At 57.6% G+C, this 13,384-nt stretch carries 14 protein-coding genes; 5 read left to right on the top strand and 9 right to left on the bottom strand.

The window, feature by feature from the left end; genetic code table 11:
* Positions 1 to 24: 24 nt before the first annotated feature.
* Complete coding sequence (locus tag G518_RS0115545; protein WP_028603342.1) at positions 25 to 948, bottom strand: pyridoxamine 5'-phosphate oxidase family protein; 924 nt, start codon at positions 946 to 948, stop codon at positions 25 to 27.
* A 28-nt stretch (positions 949 to 976) separates the two neighbouring features.
* Entirely contained in the window at positions 977 to 1,348 is a 372-nt protein-coding gene (locus G518_RS35355; RefSeq protein WP_051236767.1) for a DsrE family protein, read from the bottom strand.
* Between the two features lie 150 nt (positions 1,349 to 1,498).
* Here G518_RS35355 and G518_RS0115535 point away from each other — a divergent pair, with 150 nt between their 5' ends.
* The gene (locus tag G518_RS0115535; RefSeq protein WP_028603341.1) at positions 1,499 to 2,422 is read left to right on the top strand and encodes a LysR substrate-binding domain-containing protein; all 924 of its coding nucleotides are present in this window, start codon (positions 1,499 to 1,501) and stop codon (positions 2,420 to 2,422) included.
* Here the strand turns inward: G518_RS0115535 and G518_RS0115530 are convergent.
* Positions 2,400 to 2,618, bottom strand: coding sequence for a hypothetical protein (locus G518_RS0115530; protein ID WP_028603340.1), 219 nt, complete (start codon positions 2,616 to 2,618; stop codon positions 2,400 to 2,402). The two genes, G518_RS0115535 and G518_RS0115530, sit on opposite strands and share 23 nt — an antisense overlap.
* Before the next feature lie 62 nt (positions 2,619 to 2,680).
* On the opposite strand from G518_RS0115530, the gene G518_RS0115525 reads away from it, so the two are divergent.
* Positions 2,681 to 4,822: an NHL repeat-containing protein gene (locus tag G518_RS0115525; RefSeq protein ID WP_156909414.1), complete on the top strand. Its 2,142-nt coding sequence runs from the start codon at positions 2,681 to 2,683 to the stop codon at positions 4,820 to 4,822.
* A 199-nt stretch (positions 4,823 to 5,021) separates the two neighbouring features.
* Here the strand turns inward: G518_RS0115525 and G518_RS0115520 are convergent, their stop codons facing one another.
* From G518_RS0115520 to G518_RS0115510, 3 genes are read right to left on the bottom strand one after another with little or no spacing between them, the layout of a single operon-like run.
* A complete protein-coding gene (locus G518_RS0115520; RefSeq protein WP_028603338.1) occupies positions 5,022 to 5,738 on the bottom strand; it encodes an amino acid ABC transporter permease in 717 nt (238 codons plus the stop codon).
* A gap of 22 nt (positions 5,739 to 5,760) precedes the next feature.
* Positions 5,761 to 6,510, bottom strand: a complete 750-nt coding sequence (locus G518_RS0115515; protein ID WP_028603337.1) for an amino acid ABC transporter permease — start codon at positions 6,508 to 6,510, stop codon at positions 5,761 to 5,763.
* Positions 6,511 to 6,566: 56 nt separating this feature from the next.
* Positions 6,567 to 7,379 carry an ABC transporter substrate-binding protein gene (locus G518_RS0115510; protein ID WP_028603336.1) on the bottom strand — a complete coding sequence of 271 codons (813 nt, stop codon included), beginning with the start codon at positions 7,377 to 7,379 and terminating at the stop codon, positions 6,567 to 6,569.
* Between the two features lie 197 nt (positions 7,380 to 7,576).
* Here G518_RS0115510 and G518_RS39970 point away from each other — a divergent pair, with 197 nt between their 5' ends.
* The 3 genes from G518_RS39970 (at position 7,577) to G518_RS0115490 (ending at position 9,449) form a co-directional block, all read left to right on the top strand.
* Positions 7,577 to 7,753 carry a hypothetical protein gene (locus tag G518_RS39970; protein ID WP_156909413.1) on the top strand — a complete coding sequence of 59 codons (177 nt, stop codon included), beginning with the start codon at positions 7,577 to 7,579 and terminating at the stop codon, positions 7,751 to 7,753.
* Positions 7,750 to 8,937 carry a cyanate transporter gene (locus G518_RS0115495; RefSeq protein ID WP_036594872.1) on the top strand — a complete coding sequence of 396 codons (1,188 nt, stop codon included), beginning with the start codon at positions 7,750 to 7,752 and terminating at the stop codon, positions 8,935 to 8,937. The genes G518_RS39970 and G518_RS0115495 overlap by 4 nt, the downstream gene beginning before the upstream one ends.
* 122 nt (positions 8,938 to 9,059) lie before the next feature.
* Positions 9,060 to 9,449, top strand: a complete 390-nt coding sequence (locus tag G518_RS0115490; RefSeq protein WP_028603334.1) for a COG4315 family predicted lipoprotein — start codon at positions 9,060 to 9,062, stop codon at positions 9,447 to 9,449.
* A 144-nt stretch (positions 9,450 to 9,593) separates the two neighbouring features.
* On the opposite strand, the gene G518_RS0115485 is transcribed toward G518_RS0115490, so the two are convergent.
* From G518_RS0115485 to truB, 3 genes are all read right to left on the bottom strand, one after another.
* Positions 9,594 to 10,514: a DMT family transporter gene (locus G518_RS0115485; protein WP_028603333.1), complete on the bottom strand. Its 921-nt coding sequence runs from the start codon at positions 10,512 to 10,514 to the stop codon at positions 9,594 to 9,596.
* An 81-nt stretch (positions 10,515 to 10,595) separates the two neighbouring features.
* The gene (gene typA, locus G518_RS0115480; RefSeq protein WP_028603332.1) at positions 10,596 to 12,416 is read right to left on the bottom strand and encodes a translational GTPase TypA; all 1,821 of its coding nucleotides are present in this window, start codon (positions 12,414 to 12,416) and stop codon (positions 10,596 to 10,598) included.
* A complete protein-coding gene (gene truB, locus G518_RS0115475) occupies positions 12,413 to 13,384 on the bottom strand; it encodes a tRNA pseudouridine(55) synthase TruB (RefSeq protein WP_028603331.1) in 972 nt (323 codons plus the stop codon). The genes typA and truB overlap by 4 nt, the downstream gene beginning before the upstream one ends.

The following is a 13,384-nucleotide window of genomic DNA, read 5'->3' as shown; positions in this document are numbered from 1 at the left end:
AGGCCCTCCGGGAGCAAATCGTCTTCAGGGGTTGTAGGGCGACGCTTCAACGAAGCTCCACCGCAGTGGAAGATTGAGCGGTGAAATGCACCAGGCATCAACCGTGAATTCAATCCATCGGCCGGTCCCGCCCGTAAGTTGGATCTCATCAATCACGTCAAAACAGACCCGTGCATGTCCCGTGAGCTGCAATTGCCTCGCGCCCTCGAAATCCGGAAAGACCAAGCCGCACCGCGATTCGACGGCAAGGTTCCCCAGCGTGTTGAACATGCTGTTGCCGCTGAAATCAGGGATACGCAGCACCTGATCTTGCTGTTTTACAAAGCCGGGCCGGCCGCCGCGATGCGAGACATCGGCCTCTCTCGCAGGGCCCAGGGTGGAGATAAAGAGCGTATCAGCCGCGGCAATCCACTCTGATACGGCTTCGTCGAGGGTGTGCCCAGCCACAGGCGCCGCGCCGTGCGCTCGGTCAGCCGGCTGGTCGGCCTCGGGCTCGCGCTTCTGGATATATCTGGGGCACACAGGGAATGCTTGGCCAACAGCCACTTCAAACCCTGTAGCCGAGGCAAATGCAACCTGGCCGTTGACGCGTAGCCGCCGACGTTTTTGCAGCTCAATGAGCAGCACCGCAATAGACTGACCAGACTCCAAACTGGAAAACGGAGCCGTAGTTGCCAACCGGCTATGGGGGTCGTCAAAAACAACCTGCAAGGTTGCGAGGTCGTCGCTGGCAAGCACGAAACCAGGCTCACCAATGAGAAGGCTGGCGTAGACAACGCCTGAGGCATCGGCCGCGCCAATGACACACCAGGGTTGCTGAGCAATAAATGCCCGTGCTGGCGCCGGGATGGCCGAACTGATGTGACGGCTATTGATGAGCGCCACACTGCGCTCGCCCGTGCGCTCCTGAACCAGTCGCTCGCCTGGATGGAAGATGGTGTCGTTCATATCGCTCCTTTAGCGGCAACCGAAAAGCTCAGAAGGTCACAAGTCGGTTCCCAGCATCGAGGTGTCGAGATAGGTCAAGGACGCCAGTGGTACCGGGAATGGTTTTGTCACGCACCAGGGCGATGCCAGTCGGAGCCAAGCCAGCGCCGGCGCCAAACACATCGGCACAGCCACCGCACGCCACGATGTGGTCAAGCACAGCTTCATAAAGCGCATGTGCAGGATGATCATTTTTCGCCAGTTCGGCAGGCCAGCGGACGCCCGTACCCTGAAATACCAGATCGAACTCCTGCCCCTTGTCCTTGAGTTCGTAGGCTAGGAAGAGCGCGTTGAAGACGCGGCCAAGGGCCTCTTCACTGCCTGACTTGGGATCGGAGAACACAACGATGACGGTTTTCATAAGGATTCCTTTCAATGGCGGCGCGGGGATTGAATTTAGGTTTGAACAGGTTTGGTGCCGCCGTGAAAGCAAATTTATCCATTCGCCAGACAACAATAAATGCCGTAGACTTAATTTAATTAATCCACTTTTCGAAGTAATTCATTCTCCATGGACCGGCTGCACGCTATTGAGGTGTTCCTTGAAATTGCTGAACGCGGCAGCTTGACTCGGGCTGCAGATGCACTTTCGCTCTCCTTGCCGAGCGTGGTACGCACCTTGGCGGCGCTTGAGCGCCACCTGGGCGTGCGGCTGTTCAACCGCAATACCCGCCGGTTGGCCATTACCGAAGAGGGCCGCGTTTATCGGGAGCACTCATTGGCTATTCGTGCGGCAGTGGCTGAATCAGAACAAGCGATGAGCCGCGCGCAGGCGGAGCCCACGGGCAGCATCACGGTGACGGCCTCCGTGAAGTTCGGTGAATTACATGTGGCTCCGCTAGTCGCCAGCTATTTGCAGCGTTACCCAAGCGTGGAATTGCAGTTGCTGTTGTTGGACCGTGTGGTCAACCTTGTGGAGGAAGGCATTGATTTGGCCGTCCGCATTGCATCTCTTCCTGATTCATCACTGGTCGCCCGACATGTCGCCGACGTGCATCAGGTGATCGCGGCCAGCCCTGCATTGATCGAGTCGTGGGGGCAACCTCAGCAGCCACAAGATCTGGCCAGCTTGCCTTGCATTCGCTTCGATGGTTTCGGCGACGCCCGACTGTGGGAGTTCTCCAGCGCAGGCCGGCGCGAGCGCATCAAGATCGATGGGCGAATGGGGTGCAACACGGTAGGCGCCAACCTTACCGCCTGCATGGCTGGTCAGGGCTTCGGCCGCTTTCTTCACTATCAGGTGCTGGGAGCGATTGAGCGGGGAGAATTGGTTCCTGTGCTGCAGGCCTATGCGCCTAAAGCTCGACCGCTCTCGCTTGTCTACCCGCGCAACCGCCATGGGTCTGCTCGGCTGTCAACGCTGGCGGAGCACCTCTCCGAGGGCTTGCGTGAGCGCTTGCGGCCCCACACACTTAATGAGTGCTCGCCGGCGTAGCTTCTGGCTGCAACACGGAGTTTCGGGTAGCACGCGCCGCAAAGCGGCTGGCAAGGTCCAACAAGGTACACAGCACCCAGTACACGGCACCCACGAAGAGGAAGACTTCCATGGGGTGGACCATGATGCGCGCATTCACCTGCGTCGCAAGGAACAGAAGGCAAGTCAGATCGTCTTTGAGAATCGCTATTGCCATAGTCTTTCATGATCTATATTTCGTGTGGCTTATGCCCCATCGACTAGAGCGAGGAAATTGCCTTGAATCTTTCAGTAAACGGTCAGCCCGAACCCATCCCTCCTTCAGGTGATGTACCTACACGGCGTACTTTTCTTTCGATGATCGGTGGAACTCTGGTGCTGTCAGGCTGCGGCGGTGGCTCTGATTCAAGTCAACCACCCGTACCACCACCGCCTCCTCCACCTGATCCGGTTTCGCGCGACCCAGGCGTCTATTTGCTCGCCGGCCAGCTCGGCGGCTTTGGGGTACTTGAGGGCAAGGGACCCGCAGCCCGCCTACGCATCGTCAATCAGCCCCTGAATATCATGCCAAATGGCCTGATCTATGCACGGACTGAAGGCGGAGCCCTAGCCATAATTGACCAGGATGGGAAATTGAGCTACGGCAGATCTCCCCCGGCCTCCTGTCCTTACTATGTGGCTGACGCAAACGGGCACCTGCACGCGTTTGGTTGGGGATTTATTTACCGGCAAAGCCCGGCCGGCTGGACATTGATTGCAGGCCACCCTGATGAAGCAGAGGCGGGTTACCAAGACGGTTTGGGTACATCTGCACGTATGGGAAATATATTTTCCCCGGTACTGGCTGCGGACGGCAGCCTTTACTTTATCGATACAGGCACGTCGGTGGGCCTGACCGACACCATGACCATTCGCAAACTCACCAGCAGTGGCCAGATTGTCACGGTTGCAGGCCAGCCGGGAGTGGAACCTGGTTGGAAAGACGGCCAAGGCAGCGCTGCAAGGTTTGCCGGGCTGCGGCAGCTTATTCCGCAAGCAGACGGCTCAATAGTTGCCTTTGACGGTGGCTTCTTTCGTCGCGTCACGTTGGATGGAAACGTCAGCAGCATCTCCAACCTAGAGAACTATGAGGCGCGTGCGTTCGATGTCGGCAGCTTGGTACAAGCAAGTGCCACGTCTTTTTATGGTTTGCAGGGCAACAGAATCGTGCTCTTGACGCTCGATGGCACTATCTCTGCGATTGCGGGCGTTCGCGAGGAAAATAAAGTTATATGGGACGTCAAGGATGGTGTGGGTGAGGATGTGCGTTTCGAGCGCCCCAGATCTATGGTTGGTTTGCAGGGAGGCGACCTGTTGGTTGCCGAAGGTCTCGCGGCGCTGCGTCGGATTACCCCTCAAACGAAGCAAGTCACCTCTTGGGTGGGTGCCAACCTTGACAAGGTGCACAAAGATGGAGTCGGCTCCAGTGCTCGATTCAATGGAAATATGGACGGCGTGGTCACTAACACCAAAGGCACTGTTTACGTTTTGGATTTTGATCCGGACACGATTAGAACCAAAGATGCGCAACAGGTCGCCAGGAAGATAACGGCTGATGGGGTCGTCTCGACACTTCCTGGCCGACTGTCTTCGGGTTGGGCCGCGTTTGTTGCTGACGCCAACGACAACCTCTATTACTGGGCTGGCTCCGCCATCATGCAGCTTAAGGCCGACGGCACCTTAGCTGTGTTTGCAGGAAGTGTCCAGGAAAAAGGGTTTGCCGACGGACCCGCTTCAAACGCCCGCTTTGCCTCACCTCGGCACCTTTGCTTTGATCAGACGGGCAACCTGTGGGTCATTGACGTTCCGGTGAAGGAATATGACCCAGACAGCCTCTCGGGATGGCCGGGCAGCGAGCGGTTACTACGCATCTGGTACGGCCAAACCATACGCCGCATCGCACCGGACGGATCGGTTACTACCCACGCGGGAACACCTGGGCAAGTGATAGAACAGGGGTTTGAGCGGGTATCACCATTGTGGCAACTTTGGACCGGTATCAAAGTCGATACCTTAGGGCGAGTGTATTTATTCGGCACGAATGCAGGCATCCATCGCATTGACGGGGCAGGTGGTCAGCCTATCGAGGTATGGGGAACGGAGGGGACCTCACCTCGTTTCGCCCAAGTTTCGGTTTCTCCTTCAGGGCAGATCTTTGGGTCATATACCGTACCGTACATCTCGGGCGGAGGAAGCGTCATCTACACGGTGGGGCCGGGGAGGACGTTGCGTGTTGTAGCTGGGAGCGAAGGGCCCAATCAACTTGGTGTCCGACTTGGGGCGCTTCCTGGCGCACTTAATGTGGTTTCGAGCTTGCATGCGCAAGATGATCGAACCTTGATCGTTTCGAGCGAAGGCGCGATTCTTCGAGTCAGTCTGTAAGGGCGGCACGCCGACGCGCCGTCTATTCCCCCCATCGTAGAACAAAATGCAAACAGCGAGCATTGACTCGCGCAATAGCCGAAGTGCAACAGCGTTGCTGGTGGGCTATGTGTGGCTATTGGGTTGAAACCGCCAAGGGTCTGATCGGGCAAGCGCGAACGTAAATGCCTAGGACCAGTCCAATGACAGCCACACACACTTAATGAGTGCTCGCCGGCGTAGCTTCTGGCTGCAACACGGAGTTTCGGGCAGCACGCGCCGCAAAGCGGCTGGCAAGGTCCAACAAGGTACACAGCACCCAGTACACGGCACCCACGAAGAGGAAGACTTCCATGGGGTGGATCATGATGCGCGCATTCACCTGCGTCGCCAGGAACGACAACTCATTCACACCAACGATGTAGGCGAGTGAGCTGTCTTTCACCAGCGTGACCCACTGGTTGATGAACGATGGAAGCATCATCCGCAAGGCCTGAGGCAAGATGATGTGGCGCAGAGCGCCCCACCGGGTGAAACCCATCGCCAGCGCCGCATTCCACTGGCCATCGTCTACACCTCTGATGCCGGCCGCAACGCCGTGCGCCAGATAAGCGCCGCTGACCAAAGCCAGCGCGGCCATGACGGAGAACACCCCGGGAATAGAGATGCCAAGCAATACGGGCAAGAGGAAATAGGTCCAGAAGATCAGCATCAGTACTGGAATAGCGCGCAAGAAACCCAACACAGCGGTCAATGCCACCAGCGCGGTGCCACGCAGCAACACTAGCAGCACCCCGAATGCAAGCCCAAGCACGGCGGATGCCATGCCCGAACCGAGACTCAGCAGCAAGGTCAACAGAGCGCCTCCTGGCGGCCCTTCAGGAAAAGTGCCCCACAGGAGGTAAGTCAGATCGTCATTGAGAAACGAGAAATCCATGATGGCCAGTTTAGTGTTCGCCTCAGCGCACGAGAGATCTGGATTGCCGACGCTGGAGCCAGTGGCCCATCACTTCCAGGAGCGCGATGGCAACGATGTAGAGCACGGTGGCCACACCGTAGACCTGGAAAGTTTTCCAACTCTCGGCCTCTGCCTGGCGGGCTCGGTAAGACAACTCAAGCAATCCAACCGCCATACCCAATGAGGTGTTCTTGACGATATTCATGACCTGGCCCACCAATGCAGGTGTGGCAATGCGCATCGCTTGCGGCAGAACCACATAGCGAAGCACCTGTACCGGGCCGAACCCCAGCGCTTGTGCCGCCGCGCGTTGGCTGGCCGGAACACCGCGCAAGCCGGAGCGGATGTCTTCGCTGATGTAGGCGCTGGAGTAGAAAATCAAGCCAACGATGGCAGCCAAAAACTCGAAAGATGGCCAACGCAGAATCTCGAACCCCGCCACGGTCAACGCATGAACTTCGTTGAGCCATGGCAAGACTCCTTCCGGGAGAACGGCGGGGACGCCAAAGTACCAGAAGAAGAGTTGCACCAATAAAGGCGTATTTCTAAATACCGAGAGGTAGACCTCAGTAGCAGCCACCCATACGGTGCGGCCGCTCTCGCGCACAGCGGCAATCAAGGTGCCGAACGCCAGTGCGCCGAGCGTGACGACGAGCGACGCCCACAGCGTCATAAGCCAGCCGTCCCACAACCAACCCAGGTATTTGGGAGAGAGCCAGCCCTCCCCTATGCTGTTCAAAAACGAAGGCATCAACTGCTGAGCTACGACGGTCGCCGTCATGACAATCCATCGCAGCCAAGACTCATTCAGGTGTGATCGCCGATCTTGAAGATTCGCTTGAGCGGCGTCTTGGTCTTGGGGCCAAACCATGTGTCGTAAACCCTCTGCGCTTGGCCATTGGCCTCCAACTCACGCAAGGTGGTGTTCACGAACTCCGTCAGCGCGGTTTCGCCCTTGGGTACACCTACTCCGATGTAGTCTTGCGAAATAGCGAACGGTGGGATCTCATACTTTTCGCGATCAGGAACGTTCGCCAACAAGCCAATCAGCTTGGGACCATCCTGGGAAATTGCCTGAACATTGCCGTTACGTAACGCAGTGAATGCGAAGGGCGTGTCGTCGTATGCCACCAACGTGGCTTGGGGGAATTTGTCGCGCAGCTGGATTTCGTTGGTTGTTCCCTTGTCGACACCAATGCGTAGACCACTCAACTGCTCAGGAGATTTGAGTGTCCCTTTCTTGGCAATGAACTGCGTGCCCGAAGCAAAGTACGGGATGCTGAAATTAACCACCTTCGTGCGCTCTTCGGTGATGGTGAAGTTGGCAAGCACCAGGTCCACTTTGCCGGAAGTAAGAAGCGGAATGCGATTGGCCGGATTGGTGGGAACGATTTCCAACTTCACCCCTAGTTTTTTCGCGAGCGCGTTGGCGTAGTCGACATCAAGACCTACGATTTTTCTTGTCTTCCCATCGACCGAACCAAAGGGCGGATTGGCATCGAATGCGGCCACGCGGACCACGCCGGCCTTCTTGATATCGCCGAGCCTGTCAGCCCAGGACAGGCTGGCGGTGAGTGCCAAGGCGGCGAAAAAGACTGCGTTGCGTTTTTGACTTTTCATGTTGTGCTTCCCTCAAGTACTGCGATATGTGCGAGGAGGCAGCAGAACGCTACAACCTCTGAAGCCAATGCTATTGAGCGCACTCGGGGTAGTCGACGAAGAAAAAATCACATACATATGCGCCGCTGGAGTTCACAACCATTCCAGCGGCCGTGCTGCCATCGCGACCATGTTCATCTTTCATAATCTGGATCCAGATGAGTAATACGACGAACGAAGAAAGCTTCCTGCGCCAAGCCGTTGAACTGGCCCGCGCGGCGCCGTTCTCTATGCAGAGCATGCGCATTCGGCATGCGCCTGCGATCCACGAGGACCAGCCCGGTCTTTATGCGCATTGGGCGAAAAAGCACAACGCGCAGACCGAAAAAACATGAGCGTGAAGCGCGAGAAATCTTCCAGCATCGTGCTGCTGACGGCCATAGCTTTGATCGCACTGAACCTGCGGCCATTCATGACCGGCATTGGGCCGCTTGCCATCGATATCAGTCAAAACACGGGGCTACAACTGCAGGGCATGGCACTGCTTACGCTGGTGCCGATGCTGCTCATGGGGGTGTTCGCGTTTGCAGGCCCTTTCTTGCAGAACCAGGTGGGAGAGCGGCGCTCCGTTCTGGTGGCGCTTGCATTGCTTGTGGTTGGTTCGTTCCTGCGCCTCTTCACGACCAGTGGGTGGCAATTGGTAGGTACGGCAGCGCTGCTGGGTCTCGGCACGGCGGTGGTGCAGGCTTTGCTGCCAGGCATCGTCAAGCGGATGTTTCCGCACCAAGTGGGCTTGGTGATGGGCTTGTATTCCGCGATGTTGATGGGAGGAGGCGCGCTGGGCGCTCAAATCTCTCCACTAGTGACAGCTCTCAGCGGCGACTGGCATATGGGCCTGGCCTGGATGGCTTTGCTGGCAGCCCTTGCTCTCGCCTTGGGAGCCGTTACTCTCCCCGCGGATACCGCCGCGAAAACGGGCCGCATCGCCGTGGGTTCGTATTTGAGACGGCCCCGCGTCTGGTTGCTGATGGCCTGCTTTGGTCTAGTGAATGGAGGTTACTCCACCGTGGTGGCTTGGCTATCGCCCTTCTACAGAGAGCTTGGATGGAGCGCGCCTGCCAGCGGCAGCCTGCTGGCAATCCTGGCTGTAAGCCAGGCGGCCTCGGCCTTGCTTATGCCGGTGTTCGCTCGCAAGAACGAAGACCGGCGCCCGTGGATCTGGTTGGTTTTGGCCATGCAGGTGCTGGGCTTTACTGCGCTTAGCTTTTGGCCTGAAGGTGCGCCTACCCTTTGGGCCATTCTGCTGGGAGCCGGGTTGGGTGGTTGCTTTGCACTCACCTTTATTGTGGCGCTGGACCACCTATCCGATCCGGCTCAAGCTGGTGCGCTTTCCGCACTCATGCAAGGTGGGGGATTTTTGATTGCAGCTATTCTGCCTTGGATTGTGGCCGTGCTTCATGAATACACAGGCAGCTTTGTGGTCGGGTGGCTGCTGCACTTGGGTTGCGTCGCAGTGGCCATCGCGCTGGTGAGACGATTGACACCTGCAAGCTATGCCAAATCCATGGGCGTTGCATAGCGACTTGACAACGCTCATGCGTCGAGACACCCGCTCATTTGTCATTGAAATGCCTTTTTCCTGACACAAATCTGGCAGGCCAGTGAGTAAACTGCTGAGGTCTTTCAACAATGGAGAAACACATGAAACTCTCTGGTATTGCTCTTCTCGGCGCTCTGGCATTGGCGGGTTGCGGCAGCATGGGGACTTCGTCTTCTGCTCCCAGCACGCCCACCCAAGCAGCTGATGGCACGATGATCGGACCAACCGGCAAGACCTTGTATTTCTTCGCCAAGGATGTCAAAGGCAGTGGCGCTTCCGAGTGCTACGACGCCTGCGCCACGAACTGGCCACCCCTTGCTGTCGCCGAAACGGCTAAGCCTATCGGTGACTACAACATCATCATTCGCAACGACGGCAAACGCCAATGGGCTTATAAAGGCCAGCCGCTTTATTACTTTGTGAAGGACGCTAAGGTCGGAGATAAGACTGGCGACGGCGTGGGTGGTAACTGGAAAGTTGCGAAGCCGTAATTTCCTTTGGGGTTTGGAGCGTTAGGTGCCTTCTAGATGCTTCCGCTATTTAAGAATGGCCGTAGAGCGCTAGCGCTCCCCTCACCGGTTGGCCGGCCCCGCCCAACCCTCTCCCGCAAGCGGGAGAGGGAGCGAGGTTTCGCGCTACTCCGACACTTGAATGCGAGGTGTGCTTTGCCTGCTGCGCCAGCCTAGCAGCTCATTGACGAGAAGTGCGCCGATTACGAGAGATCCGCCAATCAATACCTCTCGCGCAGGCGCTTCACCAGCACCTAGCCAGGCCCAGAGAATGCCGAAGATCACTTCGAGCAAAGCCAGCAGCGAAACCTCCGGCGCCTTCAGGACGCTCGCGCATAGAACGCACAGCACACATGGAATGGCCAATTGAACGACGCCTAGCAGGCTGAGCCAGCCTAGATCCGCCGGTGTCGCTGTGAACGGAAAAGCCAAGGGTAAGGTCACAAGCGTGGAAATTACAGCGCCCACCAAGACGGCAGGCACCAGATCTACGCGTTCGCCATGAGATTGGCTGCGTTGCACCACCGTCCAGTTGATGGCACTGCCTATAGGAACTCCAAGCGCTACAGCCATACCGGCCAGCGAGCCTTGAGCATCGAACTGGCGCACAAACATGTAGAAAATTCCAGCACCAGCGACCACAATCGCCCATGCGGTACGGGCAGGCATACGATGACCGATCGCGATTCGCGCTACCAGCGCGGTCAAAAGCGGTCCTGCCGCCATGGTCACCAGCACATTGCCCACGCTGGTCAGCGTCAGGGCCAGCATGAAGGCGGTGAACATCAAAGACCAGCACACACCTGAGAGCAGCAATGCTTTGTTGCGCCAGTGCACTGCACGGAACCAACCCGCGCCCTGCCATAAGGGCAAGATGACCAGTAAAGCCAGCAGCGTGAAGAAGCTGCGCCAGAAGGTGACCTCAAAGCCCCCTGCTTGAGTCAGCTGGCGCGTGACGACACCAGCAATGGACCACATCAGCGTGACGGCGACCATGCTCCATACGGCGCGAGCATGGCTCCAGGCGGGGGTAGCTGAGTAGACCATTCAAATTGCCTCTAAGAATGTGCTGCGTAAATCGAGCGTTCGATTTACGCAGCACACCCTTAAAGGGCAAGCGAGTTAGCCTTAGCGGCCAGCGCGCTTGCGCTCGCTTTCCTTGAGGTAACGTTTACGCAAACGAATGCTTTTCGGAGTGATCTCGACCAGTTCGTCGTCTTCAATGAACTCAACGCCGTATTCCAGCGTGAGCATGATCGGTGGCGTGATCTTGATCGCATCTTCCTTGCCGCTGACGCGGAAGTTGGTCAGCTGCTTGGTACGAGTGGCGTTGACCACCAGATCGTTATCACGGCTGTGAATACCGACGATCATGCCCTCATAGACAGGGTCATTTGGGCGTACGAACATACGACCGCGATCATCCAGCTTGCCCAGGGCATAAGTGAAGATCTCGCCATCGTCCATGCTGATGAGCACGCCGTTCTTGCGCCCAGCAATGTCGCCTTTGTGCGGCTCATAACTGTCGAAGATGTTGCTGATGAGACCGGAGCCGCGTGTCAAGTTCAGGAACTCGTTGGAGAAACCGATCAACCCACGAGCAGGAATGCGGTACTCCAGGCGCACACGGCCGCGGCCATCGGGTTCCATGTTCACGAGGTCACCACGGCGTTCGCCGAGCGCCTGCATCACGCCGCCCTGATGTGTTTCTTCGATATCAGCCGTCACCAATTCGATAGGTTCGTGGCGCTCACCATCGACATCACGGAACACCACACGTGGCTTGCTCACGGCCAGCTCGTAACCTTCGCGGCGCATGTTCTCCAGCAGAATGGTCAGGTGCAATTCGCCCCGGCCTGAGACTTCGAAGATACCGTCTTCATCTGTTTCCTTGACGCGCAAGGCCACGTTGCTTTGGAGCTCTTTCTGCAGGCGATCCCAGATCTGGCGGCTGGTCACGTACTTACCTTCGCGGCCAGCCAGGGGGCTGGTGTTCACGCAGAAGTTCATGGTCAGCGTGGGCTCATCCACATGCAGCATAGGCAATGGCTGCGGATTGACTGGATCGGTAAGAGTGACACCAATACCGATGTCCGCGATGCCGTTGATGAGCACGATCTCACCAGGGCCAGCCTCGGTGACTTGGACGCGATCCAGGCCTTGGAAGGTCAGGACCTGGTTCACACGTCCTTTGAAAGTCTTGCCGTCGGTGCCTTCAGCCACCACCACATCCATGCCTTGCTTGACAGTACCCGCGCTGATGCGGCCCACGCCAATGCGCCCGACAAAAGTGGAGAAATCAAGGGCCGAAATTTGCAGTTGCAACGGCGCTTGGGGATTGCCCTGGTGCGCAGGCACATGCTTCAACACAGTTTCGAACAGGGCAGACATGTCTGGACCCCACTGCTCGCCCTGCTCGCCTTCTTCCATGGATGACCAGCCGTTGATGCCGGAGGCATACACCACCGGGAAATCAAGCTGTTCATCATTCGCGCCAAGCTTATCGAAAAGTTCGAAAGCGGCGTTGATCACGAAATCGGGGCGAGCGCCCGGCTTGTCGACCTTGTTAACCACCACGATAGGCTTGAGACCGAGCGCCAACGCTTTCTTGGTCACGAAGCGCGTTTGCGGCATGGGGCCTTCTTGGGCATCGATCAAAAGCACCACGCCATCAACCATGGAGAGTGCCCGTTCCACCTCGCCGCCGAAGTCCGCGTGTCCGGGCGTGTCGACGATGTTGATGTGTGTGCCACCCCAGGAAACTGCGCAGTTCTTGGCCAAAATAGTAATACCGCGCTCGCGCTCGATGGCATTGTTGTCCATCACGGTATCGACCACTTTTTCATGGTCAGCAAAAGTGCCCGACTGCCTCAGCAGTTGGTCAACCATAGTGGTTTTTCCATGATCGACGTGGGCGATGATGGCGATGTTGCGGATTTGTTTACTCATACGATGGCTTCAGGTTGTTTGCCGCGCGAGGACGCGGCGAGGATCTGCTGGATTTCAATCGGGCTCAGCAAGCGCGCCGGGATAAGTTCGCCGGATTTAACGTGGGCGGTGCCTAGAAGGGCATGCGGCTCGCGGCCGAATACTGCAATGGTTTCGTGGTCTGACCACGTGCCCCGACGCCGCATGCCAGTCAGGAACCGCCCGGCATCTTCGCTTCCCAGCGTGACAGGGAAGTGATCAGGCAGGAGCGCCTCAGGCAACAAGAGTCGGTGGAGGCGCTCAATTTCAGGCAGTGCTTCCAATGCTTCAAGACTGATGCATTGCGCGGCAACAAACGGGCCGGTAGCAATACGACGCAGAGCCGTCAGGTGACCGCCACATCCGAGCGCTTCTCCAATGTCCTGGCCCAAGGTGCGTATGTAGGTGCCCTTGCTGCAACTGACGATGATGTCCAGAGTTTCAGGTGTTTTACCCGGCTGGATGGTCAGTGAATGTATTGTGATTTCGCGCGGTGCGCGCTCAATCTCTATGCCTTGGCGCGCGTACTCATAAAGCGCTTTGCCGTCTTTTTTCAGGGCACTGTGCATGGGCGGCACCTGAGAGATGGGGCCCGTAAAACGTTGACGCACCTGATCCAGCTGCGCCTGGGTGATCGCAGGCACTGGGCGCCGCGAGGTCACTTCGCCCTCGGCATCGCCGGAGGCGGTACAAATCCCTAGCTGAATAGTCGCTTCGTAGGATTTGTCTGCGTCCAGGTGAATTTGGCTGAATTTGGTCGCCGCTCCAAAGCAGAGGGGCAGCACACCAGTGGCCAGGGGATCAAGCGTGCCGGTGTGGCCCGCTTTTTCAGCGCGCAGCAACCACTTGGCTTTTTGCAAAGCCTGATTGCTCGACAAACCCAGGGGTTTATCTAGCAGCAGCACCCCGTGCACGGGGCGCCGGACGACCCTCGTGCGCGGCGCATTCAT

The organism is Ottowia thiooxydans DSM 14619, assembly GCF_000422885.1.
In the GTDB taxonomy this organism is placed as follows: Bacteria; Pseudomonadota; Gammaproteobacteria; order Burkholderiales; family Burkholderiaceae_C; genus Ottowia; species Ottowia thiooxydans.
The sequence above is the reverse complement of the archived record's forward strand: the minus strand, read 5'-3'. Positions and strand labels throughout refer to the sequence as shown.

What these genes read in the sequence shown, in the direction of transcription:
- G518_RS0115485 (WP_028603333.1), bottom strand. Translation starts at nt 10,514, where the DNA reads ATGGTCTACTCAGCTACCCCCGCCTGGAGCCATGCTCGCGCCGTATGG.
- G518_RS0115520 (WP_028603338.1), bottom strand. Translation starts at nt 5,738, where the DNA reads ATGGATTTCTCGTTTCTCAATGACGATCTGACTTACCTCCTGTGGGGC.
- G518_RS0115535 (WP_028603341.1), top strand. Translation starts at nt 1,499, where the DNA reads ATGGACCGGCTGCACGCTATTGAGGTGTTCCTTGAAATTGCTGAACGC.
- G518_RS0115545 (WP_028603342.1), bottom strand. Translation starts at nt 948, where the DNA reads ATGAACGACACCATCTTCCATCCAGGCGAGCGACTGGTTCAGGAGCGC.
- typA (WP_028603332.1), bottom strand. Translation starts at nt 12,416, where the DNA reads ATGAGTAAACAAATCCGCAACATCGCCATCATCGCCCACGTCGATCAT.
- G518_RS0115530 (WP_028603340.1), bottom strand. Translation starts at nt 2,618, where the DNA reads ATGGCAATAGCGATTCTCAAAGACGATCTGACTTGCCTTCTGTTCCTT.
- G518_RS0115490 (WP_028603334.1), top strand. Translation starts at nt 9,060, where the DNA reads ATGAAACTCTCTGGTATTGCTCTTCTCGGCGCTCTGGCATTGGCGGGT.
- G518_RS39970 (WP_156909413.1), top strand. Translation starts at nt 7,577, where the DNA reads ATGAGTAATACGACGAACGAAGAAAGCTTCCTGCGCCAAGCCGTTGAA.
- G518_RS0115510 (WP_028603336.1), bottom strand. Translation starts at nt 7,379, where the DNA reads ATGAAAAGTCAAAAACGCAACGCAGTCTTTTTCGCCGCCTTGGCACTC.
- truB (WP_028603331.1), bottom strand. Translation starts at nt 13,384, where the DNA reads ATGAATGCGCCGCGCACGAGGGTCGTCCGGCGCCCCGTGCACGGGGTG.
- G518_RS0115515 (WP_028603337.1), bottom strand. Translation starts at nt 6,510, where the DNA reads ATGCCTTCGTTTTTGAACAGCATAGGGGAGGGCTGGCTCTCTCCCAAA.
- G518_RS35355 (WP_051236767.1), bottom strand. Translation starts at nt 1,348, where the DNA reads ATGAAAACCGTCATCGTTGTGTTCTCCGATCCCAAGTCAGGCAGTGAA.
- G518_RS0115495 (WP_036594872.1), top strand. Translation starts at nt 7,750, where the DNA reads ATGAGCGTGAAGCGCGAGAAATCTTCCAGCATCGTGCTGCTGACGGCC.